Raw genomic sequence first — 18,196 nt, 5'->3', positions numbered from 1 at the left:
ATGGGAGACGCCGACGAGGCGAGCGGGAGAGTCGTCGCGGGTCGCTACCGCTTACGCGCCCCCATTGGCGCCGGCGGCATGGGCGAGGTCTGGGAAGGCTACGACGAGCGCCTCGGCGGGCGCCGCGTCGTCGTCAAGATGATGCTTGACGAGCGTCTCTCAGAGTCGTGGCCGCGCGCGGAGACCATGGAGGTCCGCAGGGAGCGCTTCCTGCGCGAGGTCCGGACGACCGCCGCCATCGAGCATCTCGGGATACCGGCCGTCTATGACGCGGGCGTCTCCGATGGACGGCTGTTCATCGCCATGCAGCTCCTGCACGGCCGCGAGTTGCAGACGCTCATCGACGAGACCGACCACGAGGGGGAGCCGCTCGCCGTTGCGCGGGCCGCCGCGATCGGCGCGCAGATCGCCTCCGTTCTCGACGAGGTGCACCGGCACGACGTGGTGCACCGGGACGTCAAGCCGTCCAACCTGATGCTCACACCGGGCGGGATCGTTAAGGTGCTCGACTTCGGCGTCGCGTCGCTGCTCGGTTCCGGAGACAACCCGCGCCTCACCCAGGTCGGGATGACCATCGGCACTCCGCCCTACATGTCGCCGGAGCAGTCGCTCGGCAACACGATCGGCCCCACCTCGGACGTCTACGCACTCGCCTGCGTCCTGTTCGAGGTGCTGACGGGAGAGCCGCCTTTCGCGGACTCCGCGTCGAAGTCCCACCTGTGGCACCACGTCCACTCCGAGCCGCCCCTCATCCGCGCCAAGCGGTCGGACGTGCCGGAGGAGATCGAGTGCCTGCTGGTGGAGATGCTCGCCAAGGAGCCCGAGGACCGGCCCGATGCCGCGGACGTCTACGAGCGCCTGCTGCCGTTCGCGTCCCGCCCGGGCGGGGCGGGGTTTCCTGCCGAGATCGCCCACCTGGACCCGTGCCTGCCGTTCGTCCGTCCGCTGGGCGGTCGACTGGGCCGCCGCGGCGTCCCCAAGGCCTCTGGTCAGGCCGTCACGGCCCCCCCGCTCACCGAGCGGGAGATCGATGAGGCCGGTGACCGGGTCGCGGAGATGCTGGACGAGGGGCTCTTCGTGGAGGCGTTCGACCTGCTGGAAGGCCTCCGGGCGAGGACGACTGACCGTGCGCTCGCCATCGATCTGTCGTTCCGGCTCGCGACGGCCAAGTTCATCGCGGGCCGGCACACCGAAGCCGCCTCCCTGTTCGCCGAGGTGGGATCGTACTTCGCCGAGCGCTACGGGCCGGACGACACCGATGCGCAAATGGCCCGCTACTACCTGGCGCAGTGCAGGGACGAGTCGGGTGACCTCAGCGGTGCCGCCGCGGCGTTCGAGGACGTGGCCGGTGCCGCGTTCGATCCGTCCGACGACCAGGCCGTGGAGCGGCACCTCGACGCGCTCGCCTCGCTCATGCGGCTGTACGCCGCCGGCAGGCGCCGTGACCGGATGTCGGACACGGCGGAGCGCATGCGGGCGGCCGTCCTCAGGTACCGGCGGGACGACTCGGTGGCGATGCTGGGCGAACTCGACGCCTATCTCGCCCGCCTGACCCGCCTCCTCGACTCCGGTGCGGCGGGGCAGGCCGGAGCGAATCGCTGATCGGCCCCCGCCCGGTGTGCGTTACGGCGGGGCATCCTTCTGGGTGTTCTTGGCGCTGGCCTTGAGCAGCAGGGCCTCTGCCTCTGTCATGGACTGGAGTTCGGAGAAGCTGACGCTCTCGTTCGGGGCGTGGATGGCGCACGTGGGCTCCTCGCAGCCCCACAGGAGGATGTCCGCCTGGGGGTTGGCGACGCGGAACGCGCTGGCCAGCGGGATCGCCCCTCCCTGCCCGGCATGCACCACGGGCTTGCCGTCGTATGCCTGCTCAAGGGCGGTGTGGGCGTCCTTCATGCGGGGCGTGTCCGGGTCGGCGGCGAAGCCCGCGCCCTCGTTGGCGGGAGTCACCTCCACGCGCGCTCCCCAGGGAGCGACCTCCCTGAGTCGTGCGGCGAGCCGCTCGCGGGCCTGGTTGAGGTTCTGGTGGGGGGACAGCCGAACACTGATCTGGGCCGTGACGGTGGGACACAAGGCGTTGGTGGCGCCGGCCATCGGCGGCACGCCGTCCAGGCCGACGACGTTGACCGACGGCTTGCCGTACAGGCGCTCGGCGAGCGGGCCCGTGCCGATCAGACGCACGTCCTCCAGCACGCCAGCGTCGTGGCGGAACCGCTCCTCGGGGACGCCCGGCCACCCGAGGTCCTCCTTGTCCAGCCGGATCATGACGTCGCCCTGGTCGTCCTGGAGCGCGGTCAGCATCCGCGCGAAGGCCATGAACGCGTCCGGCGCGGGCCCGCCGTACACGCCGCTGTGCACCGGATCGCGGAGCGTGCTCACGGTGACGTCGACGGCGACCAGGCCGCGCAGGCTCGTCGTGATGGTGGGCTGCCCGCGTCGGACGTTCCCGGTGTCGGCCATCACGATCAGGTCGGCGGTGAAGCGGTGGTCCGCGCGGCCCGTCTCGGAGGCCAGGTAGTTCTCCAGGATGCCGGTCCCGGTCTCCTCCTCGCCCTCGATGACCAGTTTCAGATTGACCGGCATGGCCTTGCCGAACATGCGCAGCATGGCCAGGTGCATGCATATCCCGGACTTTTCGTCGGCGGCGCCCCTGCCGTACAGCCGGCGGACCCCGGCGATCTCGTTCTCCGTCGCGATGAACGGACGGGTGTCCCAGCCGTCTCCCGGCGGCTGGACGTCGTAGTGCGCGTAGAGGAGCACGGTCGGCGCACCGGCCACGGGCGGCGCCGGGTGCTCGCCGTAGACGAGGGGCGTCGCGGTCCTGCCGTCGTGGGAGACCGCCACCTCCTCCACATGGGCGATCCCCGCCTGCTGGAAGAGGCGGACGACGGCATGGCGGGCGTTCTGGACGCCTTCCGGGTTCGCGGCGTGACTGGGTATCTCCACGAGGCACGCCAGGTCCTGCCAGAGCCGCTCCATGTTGCCGTCGACCAGCGCGCGCACACCGCGCGTCAGGTCCGACACCTCGGTCGTCATGCGTGGCCCTCCCGGCGCAGGCGGACAAGTGCCGCATTCTTTATGGTCGTCATGTCAGGGTTCCCGCCGCCTCCGCGCGTGCCGGCCTCTGCCCGGCGTCATTGAAGGCCCCGAATCGCACAATCTCCGAAGCGTTGAATCACCGGTGCACGCGTTGACCCGCAAGTGCCCGCAGGTGACGTCCGGCCTGCCGCATGGCCGGGGGCCCGGCCGGACCCCCGCCGAGATCTTCATCGGTGTTCGACGCGTCCGATCTCGAGACGCGGCCAGTCGGCGAGGTCCCTCAGCAGTTGCCGGTCGTGGGTGGCGACCACGACGGTGGCGCCGGTGGCCCGGATCGCGCCGGTCAGTTCGTCCACCAGGGCCGACGACAGGTGGTTGGTCGGTTCGTCGAGCAGGATCAGGCCGGGCCGCCCGGCCAGCGCGAGGGCCAGGTCGAGCCGCCGCTGCTGGCCCTGCGACATCCGCGCGGCCGGCGTGCGCATCGCGGCTGAGTCCAGCAGGCCGAGCGCCCCGAGCGGGACGATGTCGGCGTCGCGCAGCACCCCGTGCGCCACGAGCCGCCCCGCGTGCCGGGCGTACACCTCGCGGGCGGTGAGGCCGGGCTCGTGCTCGGCGGTCTCCTGCGTGATCAGGGCGACACGGGTTCCGTTCGCTCTCCAGAGATGCCCGCGGGTGGGCTGGAGAGAACCGGCCAGCACCGCGAGCAGCGTGGATTTCCCGGCGCCGTTGGGGCCGGTGACGAGCAGCCGCTCCCCACCGTCCAGGCCGAGGTCGATCGGGCCCGCCAGCCGCCCTTCGACGGCGACGCCGCCGGCCCGCAACTGCGGCGCTCGCGATCGGACGTCGAGGTCGGGCCATCGCAGGGCCGGTGGCGGCTCCGGCACGTCGATGCGGTGCGCTTCGAGGGCGTCCTGCCGCCGGTTCAGTGCCTGGACGACGCCCGGCGCGCGGGACTGGCGCTGGTGCTTGCCGGTGCCCTTGTCCGGCCGCCAGCCGGTGGACAGGCGGTCGCGGGCCTTGGACACCGCGTCCTGCAGCCGCCGGTGCTCGGCCTGCTGCTGCTCGAAGTCCTGCTCCCAGCGCTCACGCTCGCCGCGCCGCGCGTCCTGCCAGGCGTCGTACCCGCCCGCGTACAGCCGCGGCCTGCCGTCGCGGCTGGGGTCGAGGTCGAGGAACCGGTCGGCGACGTCCCGCAGCAGCGCGCGGTCGTGGCTGACGACGGCGAAGCCGCCGTCGTGCTCCCGCAGCCGGCGCGTCAGGAAGTCCAGCCCGCCGGCGTCGAGGTGGTTGGTCGGCTCGTCGAGCAGCAGCACGTCGTACCGGGCGGCGAGCAGGCACGCCAGCCGCACCCGGTAGCGCTGCCCGACCGACAGCGTCGACAGCCGCCGGTCGCGGTCGGTGCACGCGCCGAGCGCGTCGAGTGCGACGTCGAGGCGGCGTTCGGCGTCCCACGCGTCGAGCCGGGTGGAGGCCTCCAGCGCCGCGGCGTAGCGGTCGCCGGCGGCCGGATCACCGGCGGTCACGGCCTCGGTCGCCTCGTCCAGCGCGGCGAGGGCCGCGAGCGGAGCGGCCAGCGCCGCGGACGTCAGGCCGCCGACGGTCTCGCCGTCGCGCGCCGCCAGCTCCTGGCGGGCGAGGCCGATCGTCCCGGCGCGGTGCACGGTGCCCTCGTCGGGCGGGATCAGGCCGGCGAGGACGTGCAGCAGCGTCGTCTTGCCGCGGCCGTTCTCGCCGACGACGGCGATCCGGGACCGGGCCGAGACGGTGACCGACACGTCGTGCAGGACCCGCCGCGACCCGCGGGTGACCGCGACGTCCTGGGCGCGGATGTGGGCGCTGTCGCCCGCCGGGACGGGCCGGGACATGTTCTCGGGAATCGGGGTGAGGCTCAAGGGTGCTCCGCAGCTCGCAGTGGAGCCGGGCAGCGGAAGACGGCCGCCCGGCGGGAACCGGGACGGCGAGCGCGGATTCAGAAAGGGGAAGGCGCCGCCGTCAGCGGGCGCTGCGGACCTTCTGCGACCAGATGCCTCGTGCCATGCCGCTCACGCTACCCGTCCCGCCCCGCGGCCTCCATCGAATAAAACCCGCCGAGGCCGATCGCCGGCACGCTCCTCCGTCGTACGCCGTGGCCGAGTGCGACCTACCGGAGGCCGCCGGGATCGCGGTGCGGATCCCGTTCGTCAGCGGTGTCCTGTCGGGACTCACGCTGCTTGCCGGATCGCTCTACGGCGCGGTGCGGCGATGACCGGGAACATGCGTGGGTGAAGGTTCGGCCGGTCCGTGTGAGGGGGCAGGCGGGCCCGCGGCGGGTTCGGCCTTCGCCGTCGGGCGGCTCATGGTCCGCAAAGGTCCCGTAAACGGATTCGTTCGGTGTCCGCCCAGTTCAAGGGCCATGAAGTCAGATCCGGGCGGTCGCCGGAAACGTGGCGTAAAGCGCGTGATGCTCTCATGAGGATCATCGAATACGCCAAGGCGCTTCATCGCTGCCGGAACGTGTGGGCGCCCTATGTCGGGGTCGCGGGGGTCGTTCTGGCCATCGCGAAGATCGTTGCCGGATTCTAGGCTCGACCTCCACCGAGGCCCCCTTCCTGACACGATGACCGGACAGGTCGATAAGGGGGCGGCGATGAGTGAGGACGACGGCGCGGCTCAGCGGTTCGCGGACGCTTTATCCGAGCTCTACGAGCGGGCCGGATCTCCTAGTTCCGGGCAACTGAAAGCCGTACTCGCGGCCCGCCATCCGGGGCTGGCATTGTCGCCCACGTCCCTCGGGGAATGGTTGGGCGGCAAGAGCGTGCCGTCCCGCACCAAGGTCTTCGCCTCCCTGGTCGCCGTCCTTCAGGAATCGGCGGGGGAGCCCCGGCGACCGCTGGAATGGTGGGAGGGCCTGCGCAGGGCCGCCCAGCGGGAACGCGCCAGGAACCGCGGCGGCCGCCCGCGCGGCGGCGGTGCGCCGGCCGGAGGTGTCGCGCCCGAGGAGACCGTCCCGCCGCCGAGGGGCGAGCCGCGTCCCCTGCCCCTGACCCGGGCGGAGGAGGACACCGCGGCCACGCTGGCCCGGGCCGTGCTGCGAAGCGAGCAACTGGCCCGGCGGCGCCTGCTCGGTGAGGACGACCTCGCCATCGACCTCGAATTCCGTTTCCGGCCCGCGCGCTCGCACGACGCGGAGGGGGCCGAGCCCCGCAGCAGCCTGCGGCAGGTGGTCGAGTACTACCGCGACCTGCGCCCTCGCCGGATGGTCATCACGGGCGCGGGGGGCTCCGGCAAGACCGTGCTCGCGCTCCAGATCGTCCTGGACCTGCTCGGGAGGTACGCCCCCGGTGACCAGATCCCGGTCCGGATGACCGCGGAGTCCCTGGAGGGCCGGTCGGTGGAGGACTTCCTCGTCCGGCACCTCCATACGGCGTACAGCGTTCCCGCGGGCCGGGCGCGGGCGCTCGTCGATGCCCGGCGGATCCTCCCGGTGATCGACGGCCTGGACGAGATGGACCGTGCGGGCGGCTTCCCGTCCCGCGCCGGCCGGGTCATGCAGGCGATCAACGACTACCAGCACGCGGCGGGCAAGGGCGCGGTCATCCTGACCTGCCGCACCAGGGAGTACAACGCCCTGGAGGCGACCCGCTTCTGGATCAAGTTCGCCGCGCAGGTGGAGCTGGTGCCGGTCAGCCAGGCCAAGCGGACCGAGTTCCTGCGCCGCCGGGTGACCGACCTCGGCCGGTGGGACGCCGTCCTCGAGGCCACGAAGGGGAAAGGGCGTCTGGCCAGGGAACTGTCGACGCCGTGGCGCCTCGACCTCGCGGTTTCGGTGTACGAGGAGCCGAGCCCGGACGGCGAGGGCTACCTGCGCCACCCAGACGAACTGGTCGCACCCGGTCTGAACGTGCGCGACCATCTTCTGGGCCACTACATTCCGGCGATCGTCGCTTCCCATCCGCCTCCGCACGGGGCGTCGGCGGAGAACGTCGAGCGCTGGCTCACCTCCCTGGCGCAGTTCCTCCGCGACAACGCGAGGCCAGGACACGAGGTCGATGGGAAGCGGCTGTCCAGCACCGAATTCGTGATGCACGAACTCTGGCCACTCGCAGGACGCGAAGCCCGCGCCAAGGCGGCGACCGTTCTCCTGGTCATCCTCGTCGCGGGCTTGGTGGCCGGGTACTCGCAGTGGACGGGGCACGACATGCGGAAGGAACTCCTTCTCCCGTCGGGCGTGGGTGCGTTCACCGCGCTCTATTCGTTCGGAAGGCAGTGGCCGGAGCCCAATCGCTTCCATCTGCGCTGGTTCGGTCAGGCCCCCGACAAGTCGTTCCGCACGCTGGGCTCCCTCAGCTGGGCCCTCAGCTGGGCGATCGGGGGTTTCGTGACCTGGCTGGTCACGAGGGAAAAGGACATCCTGATCGCCACGGCCATCCTGGTGGTGGCCGGGCTCCTGCACGTCATCAGTTCCGGCCCCATCCGGGAGAGGTCCCGCTCCACCGCCCAGGGTGATCTGGTGGTCGGAACCACCATAGGCGCGGCCCTTGGCGGCTTCCTGGAGATCGCTGGGCACGGCAAGGTCGGCCACGGCCTCGCCATGGCCCAGGGCCTGCTCTTCGGCCTCGGCCTCTTCGGTGTGGCGGGAACGCGCTACCTGGGCCTGCTCCTGGCCACCCGCCGTTGGCACGAACGGCCTCTCCCATGGATGCTGGGCGGCTTCCTGGAATGGGCCTATGCGGCCGGTCTCCTGCGTGTGGCGGGGGTTGCCTACCAGTTCCGCCATCGCGAACTCCAGGAGTACCTGGCTCCGCTTCCCAAGGCCCGTGCGCCCAAGCGCCGGAAGGCCGCCAAGGCCCGTCCACCGGAGGACGGGGGCGCCGAGCGCGGCCGATCCGGTGCGGCCGGAGAGCACGAAGCCGGGGAGCACGAGGCCGGAGACTCCGCGAGTCATTCAGGTTGAGGTGGGCACCCGCGATGGGAATCGTCCTGCGGGCGGGGCGGTGACTTTTCGCCGGTCTTCGTGGCGAGCCACGGCATTCGGGTGGACGTCCATAAGCATTCGCCAGGCGTGAAGGCCGTCGGTACCGTGGCTTGGTTATGGAGCAGTTTGGGCAATTCCTCAACGTCGTCGACGTGGAGGCGACCTGCTGGGAGGGGCGGCCGCCCCCCGGCGAGGTCAGCGAGATCATTGAGATCGGGCTGTGCGTCGTGGACGTGGAGGCGCGGAGGCGGGTGGCCAAGCACCGCATCCTGGTCCGCCCTGCCCGCTCGTCGGTCAGCGCGTTCTGTACCGAGCTCACCGGGCTGACCCCCGCCGAAGTCGAGGGCGGCGTCGATTTCCGGGAGGCGTGCGCGGTGCTGGAACGGGAGCACCGGTCGCGGTTCCGCGCCTGGGCCAGCTGGGGCGACTACGACCGCCGGCAGTTCGAGCGCCAGTGCTCGGACGGCCGGGTCTCCTACCCGTTCGGCTCCCGGCACACCAACGCCAAGCGGACCTTCACCGACTGCTTCGGGCTTCGCCGCAAACCCGGGATGAGCGCGGCGCTGGAGCACGCCGGCCTCCCCCTTGAGGGACGCCACCACAGCGGCGCCGACGATGCCTGGAACATCGGCGCCCTGGTCCTGGAGATCGCCGCCTGCGAGAGCTGGCCCGGCTCCGAGGAGAACGTGCGCCAGGTGACCGGCGGGCGCTGACCTGCCCGGGGCAGGCCGGATCCGGTCTCGCCATTCCGTTGACACCGGACGCTGAGTAATGCGCAGCATGCGTCTCCGCCCCCTCGCCGGCTCAGAACCCGCCTGCCGGCCCATCGAAGCCGAGGGTGCGACGGGAGGTCGTGTCGGCTATCCTGAGCGCAGGAAAAGCAACACAGACCTTCGAGCTCGCGCGCAGCGCGGGCTTCTCGCAAGAGTGGAGGGCTGCGAAAGTGCGGGTGGACATCGTGTATCCGGACTTCGTCGCCTTCCTCCCCAGGGGCGACGTTGGCGTGATGTTCACACAAAACCGCACCTTCGTCGCCCACAAGGCGGCGTCGGCCCGTTGGCCGAGCAGTCTCATTCACGGGGGCGCTTCTGGCGTTTCCGTGAAGGTATGGTGATCGCTGTCTGCTGCGCTTGGCCAACAAGGCTGCAGTGACATCACCATTCTCTATAAGTTCTGAGGGGTCTGCTGAGCAAAAACAGAGGGAGCGCTGCTTCATGGCGTGACCAGCGGACGATCTGAGCCGCATCTGTTTGTTACTTGTTCGGAAGACTTCTAGTTGATCACCGGGCTGCGCCCGGAGATACTTTTCCACATACAGGAGCCCTTTCTTCGGGCTCCTGTGTTATTTTCGGGGCCTGCCGGCCGGTCGCCGCATGCCCGACGACCCCGCCGCCATCGCCGCGAAGGCGATGCAGAACAGCGTTTCGCGCTCGCCGAACCGCCTATGCCGTTCGCTTTTCAGCTCGCTGAAATCGGTCGTGAGAATACCGATCCCGATTTCGGGCGAGAACATGCCGGGGGCGGCCCGCCGGCTGGGAATCACCAGCGCCCCGTGCGGCTCCACTGCTCCCCTGAGCGACCGGACGGAACTTGATTCGCGCGTTCGTTCCCTCGGCCCGGTTCGGCTGGCGCCGGGGGCCGGCGGTGGGGAGGTCCGGCCACACGCGCCCGTGGCCGGATCCCGGTGGGTCACAGGTCGGTGGCGATGATCTTTTCGATGTTCCGCTCGGCGAGGGCGGTGATGGTGACGAACGGGTTCACGCTGGTGTTGCCGGGGATGAGCGAGCCGTCGATGGCGTAGAGGCCGGGGTAGCCCTGCAGCCGGCCGTAGTTGTCGGTCGCCTTGTTCAGGACGGCGCCGCCGAGCGGGTGGTAGGTGAGGTGGTCGCCCCAGACCTTGTAGGTGCCGAAGAGGTCGGTCCGGTAGATCGTCCCCTCCTTGCTGTTGATCTTGTCGAAGATCGACTTCGCCATGCCGATGCTGGACTGCTTCCAGGCGGTCTGCCAGTTCAGGTCGACCCGTCCGGCGGAGGAGTTCCAGGAGAACTCGGCGCGGTGCGGGGTGTTGGTGATCGACAGGTAGAACGAGGCGTACGTCTCGATGCCGGTGGGCAGCGGCGCGACCTCGGCGAACGCCCCGCCGGCGTCCCAGTTGTCGATCCCGCCCGTCGGCATGGAGGACTGGAGGCTGCCGGTCGGGTCCCACAGGTGGTTGGCGCGGCCGACCATGACGTTGCCGTTGTCGCCCCAGCCCTTGCCGACCTCGCCGTTCAGGTTGGGCAGCGCGCCGGTCGCCCTGAGCTTGACCAGCAGCTTGCTGGTGCCGACGCTGCCGGCCGCGAAGAACACCCGGGCGGCGGTCACCGTCTTGTTCGCGACGACGGCGCCGGTCGTGTCGATCTGCTCGATGGCGACCGTGTACCCGCCGCCGGACGCGGGGGACACCGACGTCACCCTGTGCTGGGCGGAGATCGCGACCCGGCCCGTGGCCTTGGCCTGCGCCAGGTAGGTCTTCTGGAGAGACTTCTTGCCGTAGTTGTTGCCGTAGAGGATCTCGGTGTTCAGCGCCGACCTCGGGACGGCGTTCGCCGCCTCCTGCTTCATGTAGTTGAAGTCGTAGACGTTCGGGACGTAGACGAACTCGAACCCCGAGCGCTGGGCGTGCTTCCGCCCGACCCGCGCGTACTGGTAGCAGTCGGTGGTGTCGAACCAGGCCCGGTCGATCTCGTTGACGCCGAGCCCGGAGTTGGCGCGCGGGTAGTAGACGTTGTACATCTCGTCGGCGTTCACCGAGGGGAGGATGGCGCTGAAGCGCGAGCGCTTCGGGGTGACCGCCATCCCGCCGTTGACGAGGGACCCGCCGCCGACGCCGCGGCCCTGGTAGACGAGGATGCCGCCGAAGTCCTCGGCGTCCAGGATCCCGGTGTACTTGGGGACGTCCCTGTCGATCGGGAAGCCGAGGAAGTTGCTGATGGGCTGCTTGGTCCGCGTCCGGAGCCAGTAGGCGCGGTAGTCCGGGGCCGTCATGCCCGAGAAGATCTTGCCGTCCGAGCCCGGGGTGTCCCAGGTCATGCCCATCTCGACCATGTGGACGTCGACGCCCGCCTGGGCGAGGCGCAGCGCGGCGACCGAGCCGCCGTAGCCCGTGCCGATGACCAGCACGGGGACGCGGGCGCCGTTGGCGATCGGCGCAGGTGCCGGTGCCGCCGAGGCGCCGGTGCGGCCGAGCAGGCCCAGTCCGACGATAGAACCGGTTCCAGCGATGAAGCCGCGACGGGACACGCGAAGGGACGGGGTGGTGTCACTCATGTGACCTCCCTCACTCGTGAGATTAGAACGTGTTCTATCTGGAATTGTGAGCCGCGTCACGACCTGGCCCGAAGATTCTCGTGTCCACATGTGGCTACCAAGTGCTTGCTTGGTCCTGGTACATTCCGCGCATGATCTCCGTGGTCGTCTGGGGTACCGGCAACATGGGACGGCTGGCCGTGCGGGCCGTCGAGGCGCACCCGGCGCTCCGGCTGAGCGGCGTGATCGTCCACGACCCGGGCAAGGTGGGACGGGACGCGGGCGACCTCGCCGGCCTCGACCGCCACCTGGGCGTCGCGGCGACCGCCGACGCCGAGGCCGTGCTCGCCGGCCGCCCGCAGGCCGTCGTGTACGCGGCGTCCGGCGACATCCGGCCGGACGACGCGCTCGCCGACGTCCTCAAGGCGATCCGCGCCGGGGCCGCCGTCGTCACGCCCGCGCTCTACGCCCTCTACGACCAGCGCAACGCGCCGCCCGAGATGCGCGCTGAGGTGCTGGACGCGATCGCCGAAGGCGGCGGCTCGCTGTTCGCCTCCGGCGTCGACCCGGGGTGGGGCAACGACGTCCTGCCGCTGCTGGTCAGCGGCCTCGGCGGCACGATCGACGTCGTCCGCTGCCAGGAGATCTTCGACTACTCCACCTACGACCAGCCCGACTCCGTCCGGTACCTGGTCGGCATGGGGCAGCCGATGGACTACGAGCCGCCGATGCTCGCGGCGACCGTTCCGACCATGGTGTGGGGCGGCCAGGTCAGGCTGATGGCCCGCGCCCTCGGCGCCGAGCTGGAGGAGATCCGCGAGACCGTGGACCGGCGCCCGCTCGACGCCACGATCTCCACCGCGTCCATGGGCGAGTTCGAGAAGGGGACGCAGGGCGCGGTGCGGTTCGAGGTCCAGGGCATCGTGGACGGCGAGCCGCGCATCGTCGTCGAGCACGTCACGCGGATCCATCCGTCCTGCGCGCCCGACTGGCCCGTGCCCCCGGACGGGGACGGCGCGCACCGCGTGGTCATCGAGGGCGTCCCGCGCATCGAGGTCACCGTCGAGGCGACCGACGAGCACGGGAACCGCGCCGCCGGAGGGAACGCCACCGCCGCCGGACGCCTGGTGAACGCGATCGACTGGCTCGTGGACGCCGAACCGGGGCTCTACGACGCGCTCGACGTTCCCGTCCGTCCGGCCGTGGGCAAACTCGGCAGGACGGCGTCATGAGAGGCGCCATCAGAAGGGCAGGCCCGTGAACATCGAGATCCCCGAGGGCAAGGACCCGATCCAGTACGTGTGGGGGGAGATGGTGCCGGGCATCGGCCCGGCCGCCTCGAACCTCTCCCTCGCCGTCTACGCGCACACCACCCTCGGGCTCCGCGAGTTCGAGGCCGCCCGGCTGCGCGTCGCCCAGCTCAACGGCTGCCTGTTCTGCCTCGACTGGCGGACGGAGCGCGACGGGCACAAGGTCGAGGAGGGGTTCGCCGACGCGGTCGCCGAGTGGCGCACCACCGGCGACTTCGACGACCGCACACGCCTCGCCGCCGAGTACGCCGAACGCTACATCCTCGACCACCACGGCCTGGACGAGGAGTTCTGGGCCCGGATGGCCGCCCACTACGGCCAGGCCGAGATCGTTGAGCTGAGCATGTGCATCGGCTCCTGGCTGGCCTTCGGCCGCCTCAACCGCGTCCTCGGCCTGGACGCCATGTGCGTCCTGCCCCACTCCTGAGACGTCCGCCGTCAGGTGGGGGTCAGTCGTCCTCCTCGATGTGGGTCAGCTTGTCGGGGTTGGTGACCGCGTAGACGCCGCGGACGTGGAAGCTGTCAGGGTCGAGGTCGAGGACCATGACGGCGAACGGGGCGTTCTTGTCGAACAGCACCGCGGACGGGTCGCCGTTGACGGTGCGGTAGCAGATGTCCAGCCCCTTGAGCCGCTGGGAGGTCGTCCTGGTGATGGTGCGCGCCACCCGGTCGGCTCCCTGGATGGGACGCAGGGCGGCCGTGCCCTTGGACTTGCCGCCGCCGTCCGTCCACAGCGTCACGTCCGGGGCGAGGATGTCCATCAGCGCGTCCAGGTCGCCGCCGAGGGCGGCCTGGAGGAACCGTTCCGTCGCCTCGCGCTGCACCTTCGGATCGGCCTGGTAGCGGGGGCGGCGGGCGTGCACGTGCTCCCGCGCGCGGTGCGCGAGCTGCCGCACCGCCGCGGGGCTGCGCTCCAGGATCTCCGCTATCTCGGTGTGCGCGTAGCCGAACACCTCGTGCAGGACGAACACCGCCCGCTCCAGCGGCGTGAGCGTCTCCAGGACGACCAGGAGCGCCATCGAGACCGCCTCGGTGCGCTCGGCCGCCTCGTCCACGTCGTTCCGGACCACCAGCGGCTCGGGCAGCCACGGCCCGACGTAGGTCTCGCGGCGGCGGCTGATCGCGGCCTGCCGCGACAGCGCCGTGTTGACCGCGATCCGCACCAGGTAGGCGCGCGGGTTCTCGATCACTCGGGCGGGGCCGGCGGTGCCGCGGCCCGCCCACGCGAGCCACGTGTCCTGGAGGACGTCCTCGGTGTCGGCGACGCTCCCGAGCATGTTGTAGACCACCGAGAACAGCAGCTCCCGGTACCCCGCGAACACCTGCGTCGCGGCGTCGCCGGCGGCGCCCTTCGCCGTGCGGTCGGCGGGATCCTCCCTGCTGCCGGACGGGTCCCCCGTGCCACCGGCGGCGGTGTCTCCGATGCCGTGGGCGGTGTCGTCGGCGGTGCTTTCGGACATGGCTCGACCTCCTTCTCGCTCACCCCCCTCTGAGCTCGGTCGGCCCTCCGAGTGTGACATCGCCACGAGAATGTGACCTGGACCACATTCGCGGGCCGCCGCGTCACACTCCCGCCCTCCGATCCGCTCATGGAACGGGAAACCGACCGACTCGGGGCCCGCAGAGCCCCGCACGTCCCGCACCGGCGGTCAGCGGCGCGGGTCCACCGACCGGAGGTCCGAATGGCCGACTCCCCATCGTCCTTCCTCGCGACGGGACGCGGCAAGGTCACCCTGACCCTGCTGTGCGCCATCGCGTTCCTCGACTTCATCGACGCCTCGATCGTCAACGTGGCGCTGCCCGCGATCCGCGCCGACCTGGGCTTCTCCGTCCAGGACCTGCAGTGGGTGCCGTCCGGCTACCTGCTCACCTACGGCGGGTTCATGCTGCTCGGCGGCCGCCTCGCCGACCTGCTCGGACGCCGCCGGATCGTGGTGGCGGGCACCGCGGTGTTCTCGCTGTCCTCGATCGCGGGCGGGCTCGCCACCACGTCCGGGACGCTCATCGGGGCGCGGCTCGCGCAGGGCGCCGGCGCGGCGCTGATGCTGCCGGGCACGCTGTCGATCCTGACGACCACCTTCAAGGAGGGCGGTGACCGCGCCAAGGCGCTCGGCGTGTGGGGCGGCGTCGGGGGCGGAGCCTCCGCCGCCGGGGTCCTGCTCGGCGGGCTGCTCACCGACGGGCCCGGCTGGCGCTGGGTGATGCTCGTGAACGTCCCGGTCTGCGTCCTCGTCATCGCGGGGCTGTTCCTGCTGGTCGAGGGCGACCGCCGCGCCGTCCGGCTCACGGGCTTCGACGTGCCCGGCGCGATCCTCGTCACCGGCGGGATGCTGCTGCTGGTGTTCACCCTGGTCAAGGCGCCCGAGGTCGGCTGGGACGCGGGCCGCACGATCGGCGGGCTCGCCGGGGCCGCCGCGCTGCTGGTGGCGTTCCTGCTGAACGAGCGGCGCAGCCGCGACCCGCTGCTGCCGCTGTCGATCTTCCGGATCCGGGGGCTGGCCGCCGCGGACGTCACCCAGCTCGTCGCGGTCGCCGGGTTCCTGTCGATGTTCTTCTTCCTGAGTCTCTACATGGTGAACGTCCTCGGCTACTCACCGCTGGAGACCGGCTCGGCCTACCTGCCGCTCTGCGCGGGGGTGGGTGTCGCCGCGGGCGCGTCCGCCCAACTGATCGCGCGCGCCGGGACCCGTCCCGTGATGATCGCCGGGCTGCTGCTCGCGGCCGCGGGCATCTACCTGCTGTCGCGCATCCCGGTGGAGGGCCACTACCTCACCGACCTGCTCCCCGGCCTGATGGCCACCTCGTTCGGGCTCGGCTTCACGTTCGTGGCCGTCACCACCGCGGCCAACGCGGGCGTCCCGCCGGACAGGGCGGGCCTGGCGGCGGCACTGCTCAACGCCTCCCAGCAGATCGGCGGCGCCCTCGGCCTGGCGATCTTCTCCGCGGTCGCCGCCGCCCGCACGAGCGACCTGCTGGCCGACCGGAGGCCGGTGCCCGAGGCGCTCACCGGAGGGTTCTCCCGAGCGTTGCTGGCCAGTTCCCTGTTCCTGGCCGCCGCGGCCGTCGTCGCCCTGCGCGCGGCGAACAGCCGCGGTGAGGCGTCCGCGACCGCCGACGGCGCGGAGGACCCGGAGAAGGAGGCGGGCGCCGTGCCGATCACCTAGTGGAGACGCCGTTGCCGCCGGGGATGCGGATCAGGGATGCCCCGAACAGGACGACCAGCCCGGAACCGGCCAGCACGAACTGGGACGGCGACAGGCCGAGCGGGGCCTCGGAGGCCCTTCTCAGGAGGTCGGCCGCGACCCCGGCCAGCAGCGCCGCCAGTGCCAGGCCGAACCGCAGCACGGCGTGGAACGCCGTGAGAGCGAGGTTCCGGTTCACCCCGCTGAGCGATTCCTGGAGGTAGGTGATCCCGCCCACCAGGGCACTGGTCGCCGCCGCGCCGAACAGCACGGCTCCGATGAAGGCCCAGGCCACCGTCCCCAGCAGGGCCATGAGGAAGATCACCACGCCCTGCACGGCCGTTCCGACCCTGATCTGCACCGCCAGGTTCCGCACCTTGCGGTGGATGATCAGCAGCCCGACCAGCGCGCCCACGCCGAACAGGACCACCAGCGCCCCGAACCCCACCGGCCCCGCGGTCAGGACGTTGCGCACGAACACCACGCCCAGCGAGAACAGGGCGCCGAGCCCGAGCGACACCACCGCCACCCCGGGAAGGACGCCGCGCACCACGGGAAGGCGCAGCGCGGTGAGCAGCCCGCGGGACGACGTCTCCTGCTCGGTGCGCTCCACCTCCCGCCGCTCGGCGGGCCCGGGCCCGAGGTCGGGGATCGAGCGGATGGCGAAGTAGCAGGCGAGGTAGGTCAGGGCGTCCAGCCAGAACACGGTCACGTAGCGCCAATGCCCCTCCACGCCGATGTGCTGCGAGAAGGAGAGGATCAACCCGAACGCCCCCGCGCCCACCGGGATCATCCCGTAGGAGGTGGCCATGGTGATGCCGTTGGCGATCTCCAGCGTCCCCGTGTCGTGCCGGTTCTCCTCCTCCTCGATCAGGAACGGGATCGAGGCGTCCCGGGCCGGCAGGAAGACCAGCCCCGCCACCTCGATCACGAAGGCCCAGAAGTACACCCAGCCCAGCCACGGCACGATCGGGAGGGCCAGCGCCATGCCCGTCTGGATCAGGGTCGTCCACATCATGACGCTGCGCCGCCGCCAGCGCGTCACCACCCGGGCCGCCAACGGCGCGCCCAGCGCGGAGGGGAGCAGCCGCAGGACCAGGACGCCGCCGACCGCCGTCGTGGAGTCGCTGAGCTCCAGGACGAAGTACATCAGCGCCAGGGTGCCCATCCAGTCGCCGAACGAGGACACCGTCTGCCCGATGATGAGCCGCCGGAAGTCGCGCTTGTTCAGCTGCTCCCTGAGTCCCATGCGGGCTCCATACCCGGTGTGTCGTGCTTCGGCGGCGCATCCGGTGAGGAGTCCTTCAGCAGGGCGGCGAGCCGGGCCGCGGCGGCGTCCCAGCTCCAGCGCTCGCACGTCCACCGCCGCCCGGCCGCCCCCATCGCGGCGGCGCGTTCGGGGGAGGCGAGCAGGCGGTGCAGGGCCAGGGCGATCTCGCCCGGGCCGGTGGCGTCGACCAGTACGCCCGTCCGGCCGTCGATCAGGGACTCGGGGCTGCCGCCCGACCGGCCCACCACCACCGGCAGCCCCGACGCGGACGCCTCCAGCACCGACAGGCCGAGCCCCTCGGTCTGGAGTCCCGCCCGGTCGTCGCGGCACGGCAGCGCGAACACGTCGGCGGCGGCGTAGTAGCGCGGCAGCTCCGCGGCGGGGACGGGCCCGGTCACGGTGACCGATCCCGGCGCCTCCCGGTCCGCCGACTCGATGAGCCTGCGCCGCATGGGGCCGTCCCCGACGATCACCAGCCGGGCGTCCGGGCGGCGCCGCACCACGTCGGCCCACGCGCGGATCAGCATGTCATGGCCCTTGCGCCGGACGAGCCGGGCGACGCTGAGCACCACCGGCCCGTCCCCGAGGCCGTGCCGGCGGCGCACCGCCGCCCCGTCCAGCCCCGGCCGGAACCGCACGGTGTCCACGGCCCCGGCGAGCCGCGCCAGCCGCGTCCGGTCGCCGACCGCGGCCTGGAGCTCCGGCAGCGTGGTCGCGCTGAGATGGGTGAGGACGTCGAACGACCGCGCCGCCGCCCTGAGCGCCGCACGCGTCGGCGGCGCCCGGAACCAGCCGAGTTCCTGCCCGTGCGCCGACCCGACCAGCCACCGCACCCCGGCCGCCCGCACCAGCGGCGCGTACATCCCGAACGGAGCCGCCGCCGTGATCCACCCCGCCTCGACCCCGTGCCGGACGACGAGCCGCCGCAGCCCGCGGAAAAGCAGATATCCGCGCCGCCGGACGACGGGGAACGCGAGCCCCGCGTCGAATTCCGCGGCCCCCGGCCACGCGGGCGCCACGACGACCAGCCGGTCCACGGGCAACCGCCGGACCAGCTCCCACGTGAACGTCTGCACACCCCCGGGTTCCGGTGGAAAATGCCCGGTCAGCACCAGCGTCCGCGGTATCTCCATGCGACGACGATTTCCCGTCCAGA

15 protein-coding genes are annotated in these 18,196 nt (G+C 71.5%); 8 read left to right on the top strand and 7 right to left on the bottom strand.

The features are described from left to right. The gene (locus FKD65_RS14805) at positions 1-1,602 is read left to right on the top strand and encodes a serine/threonine-protein kinase (protein ID WP_141578049.1); all 1,602 of its coding nucleotides are present in this window, start codon (positions 1-3) and stop codon (positions 1,600-1,602) included. Positions 1,603-1,623: 21 nt separating this feature from the next. Here the strand turns inward: FKD65_RS14805 and FKD65_RS14800 are convergent, their stop codons facing one another. Then, complete coding sequence (locus FKD65_RS14800) at positions 1,624-3,033, bottom strand: M20/M25/M40 family metallo-hydrolase (RefSeq protein ID WP_141578048.1); 1,410 nt, start codon at positions 3,031-3,033, stop codon at positions 1,624-1,626. 230 nt (positions 3,034-3,263) lie between these two features. After that, the gene (locus tag FKD65_RS14795; RefSeq protein ID WP_168221421.1) at positions 3,264-4,901 is read right to left on the bottom strand and encodes an ABC-F family ATP-binding cassette domain-containing protein; all 1,638 of its coding nucleotides are present in this window, start codon (positions 4,899-4,901) and stop codon (positions 3,264-3,266) included. Between the two features lie 505 nt (positions 4,902-5,406). On the opposite strand from FKD65_RS14795, the gene FKD65_RS44205 reads away from it, so the two are divergent. From FKD65_RS44205 to FKD65_RS14780, 4 genes are all read left to right on the top strand, one after another. Then, positions 5,407-5,598 (top strand): hypothetical protein, encoded by a 192-nt coding sequence (locus FKD65_RS44205; RefSeq protein WP_168221043.1) that lies wholly within the window; start codon positions 5,407-5,409, stop codon positions 5,596-5,598. A 64-nt stretch (positions 5,599-5,662) separates the two neighbouring features. Further along, on the top strand, positions 5,663-7,969 hold the full coding sequence (locus FKD65_RS14790; protein WP_168221042.1) for an NACHT domain-containing NTPase: 2,307 nt from the start codon (positions 5,663-5,665) through the stop codon (positions 7,967-7,969). A 137-nt stretch (positions 7,970-8,106) separates the two neighbouring features. Further along, positions 8,107-8,703: a 3'-5' exonuclease gene (locus FKD65_RS14785; protein WP_141578045.1), complete on the top strand. Its 597-nt coding sequence runs from the start codon at positions 8,107-8,109 to the stop codon at positions 8,701-8,703. A gap of 140 nt (positions 8,704-8,843) precedes the next feature. Further along, positions 8,844-9,104 (top strand): hypothetical protein, encoded by a 261-nt coding sequence (locus tag FKD65_RS14780; RefSeq protein WP_141578044.1) that lies wholly within the window; start codon positions 8,844-8,846, stop codon positions 9,102-9,104. 228 nt (positions 9,105-9,332) lie between these two features. On the opposite strand, the gene FKD65_RS14775 is transcribed toward FKD65_RS14780, so the two are convergent. Together FKD65_RS14775 and FKD65_RS14770 are read right to left on the bottom strand one after the other, a co-directional pair. Next, on the bottom strand, positions 9,333-9,554 hold the full coding sequence (locus FKD65_RS14775; RefSeq protein ID WP_141578043.1) for a hypothetical protein: 222 nt from the start codon (positions 9,552-9,554) through the stop codon (positions 9,333-9,335). A 125-nt stretch (positions 9,555-9,679) separates the two neighbouring features. Further along, positions 9,680-11,299 (bottom strand): GMC oxidoreductase, encoded by a 1,620-nt coding sequence (locus tag FKD65_RS14770; protein WP_141578042.1) that lies wholly within the window; start codon positions 11,297-11,299, stop codon positions 9,680-9,682. Positions 11,300-11,430: 131 nt separating this feature from the next. Between FKD65_RS14770 and FKD65_RS14765 the strand changes: the two genes are divergently transcribed. Together FKD65_RS14765 and FKD65_RS14760 are read left to right on the top strand one after the other, a co-directional pair. Further along, the gene (locus FKD65_RS14765; protein WP_141578041.1) at positions 11,431-12,510 is read left to right on the top strand and encodes a dihydrodipicolinate reductase; all 1,080 of its coding nucleotides are present in this window, start codon (positions 11,431-11,433) and stop codon (positions 12,508-12,510) included. Between the two features lie 25 nt (positions 12,511-12,535). Further along, complete coding sequence (locus tag FKD65_RS14760; protein WP_141578040.1) at positions 12,536-13,015, top strand: carboxymuconolactone decarboxylase family protein; 480 nt, start codon at positions 12,536-12,538, stop codon at positions 13,013-13,015. Between the two features lie 22 nt (positions 13,016-13,037). Here the strand turns inward: FKD65_RS14760 and sigJ are convergent, their stop codons facing one another. Beyond that, positions 13,038-14,048, bottom strand: coding sequence for an RNA polymerase sigma factor SigJ (gene sigJ / locus FKD65_RS14755; protein ID WP_141578039.1), 1,011 nt, complete (start codon positions 14,046-14,048; stop codon positions 13,038-13,040). 222 nt (positions 14,049-14,270) lie between these two features. Here sigJ and FKD65_RS14750 point away from each other — a divergent pair, with 222 nt between their 5' ends. Further along, entirely contained in the window at positions 14,271-15,752 is a 1,482-nt protein-coding gene (locus FKD65_RS14750) for an MFS transporter (protein ID WP_141578038.1), read from the top strand. On the opposite strand, the gene FKD65_RS14745 is transcribed toward FKD65_RS14750, so the two are convergent. Beyond that, positions 15,745-17,019, bottom strand: a complete 1,275-nt coding sequence (locus FKD65_RS14745) for an MFS transporter (protein ID WP_141578037.1) — start codon at positions 17,017-17,019, stop codon at positions 15,745-15,747. The two genes, FKD65_RS14750 and FKD65_RS14745, sit on opposite strands and share 8 nt — an antisense overlap. Next, a complete protein-coding gene (locus FKD65_RS14740; protein WP_205718669.1) occupies positions 16,998-18,173 on the bottom strand; it encodes a glycosyltransferase family 4 protein in 1,176 nt (391 codons plus the stop codon). Before FKD65_RS14740 ends, FKD65_RS14745 begins: the two co-directional genes overlap by 22 nt. Between the last annotated feature and the right edge of the window lie 23 nt (positions 18,174-18,196).

Origin of the sequence: Actinomadura sp. WMMA1423, from assembly GCF_006547145.1 — a bacterium.
Classification (GTDB): domain Bacteria; phylum Actinomycetota; class Actinomycetes; order Streptosporangiales; family Streptosporangiaceae; genus Spirillospora.
This window is presented reverse-complemented; position numbering and strand designations above follow the sequence as displayed.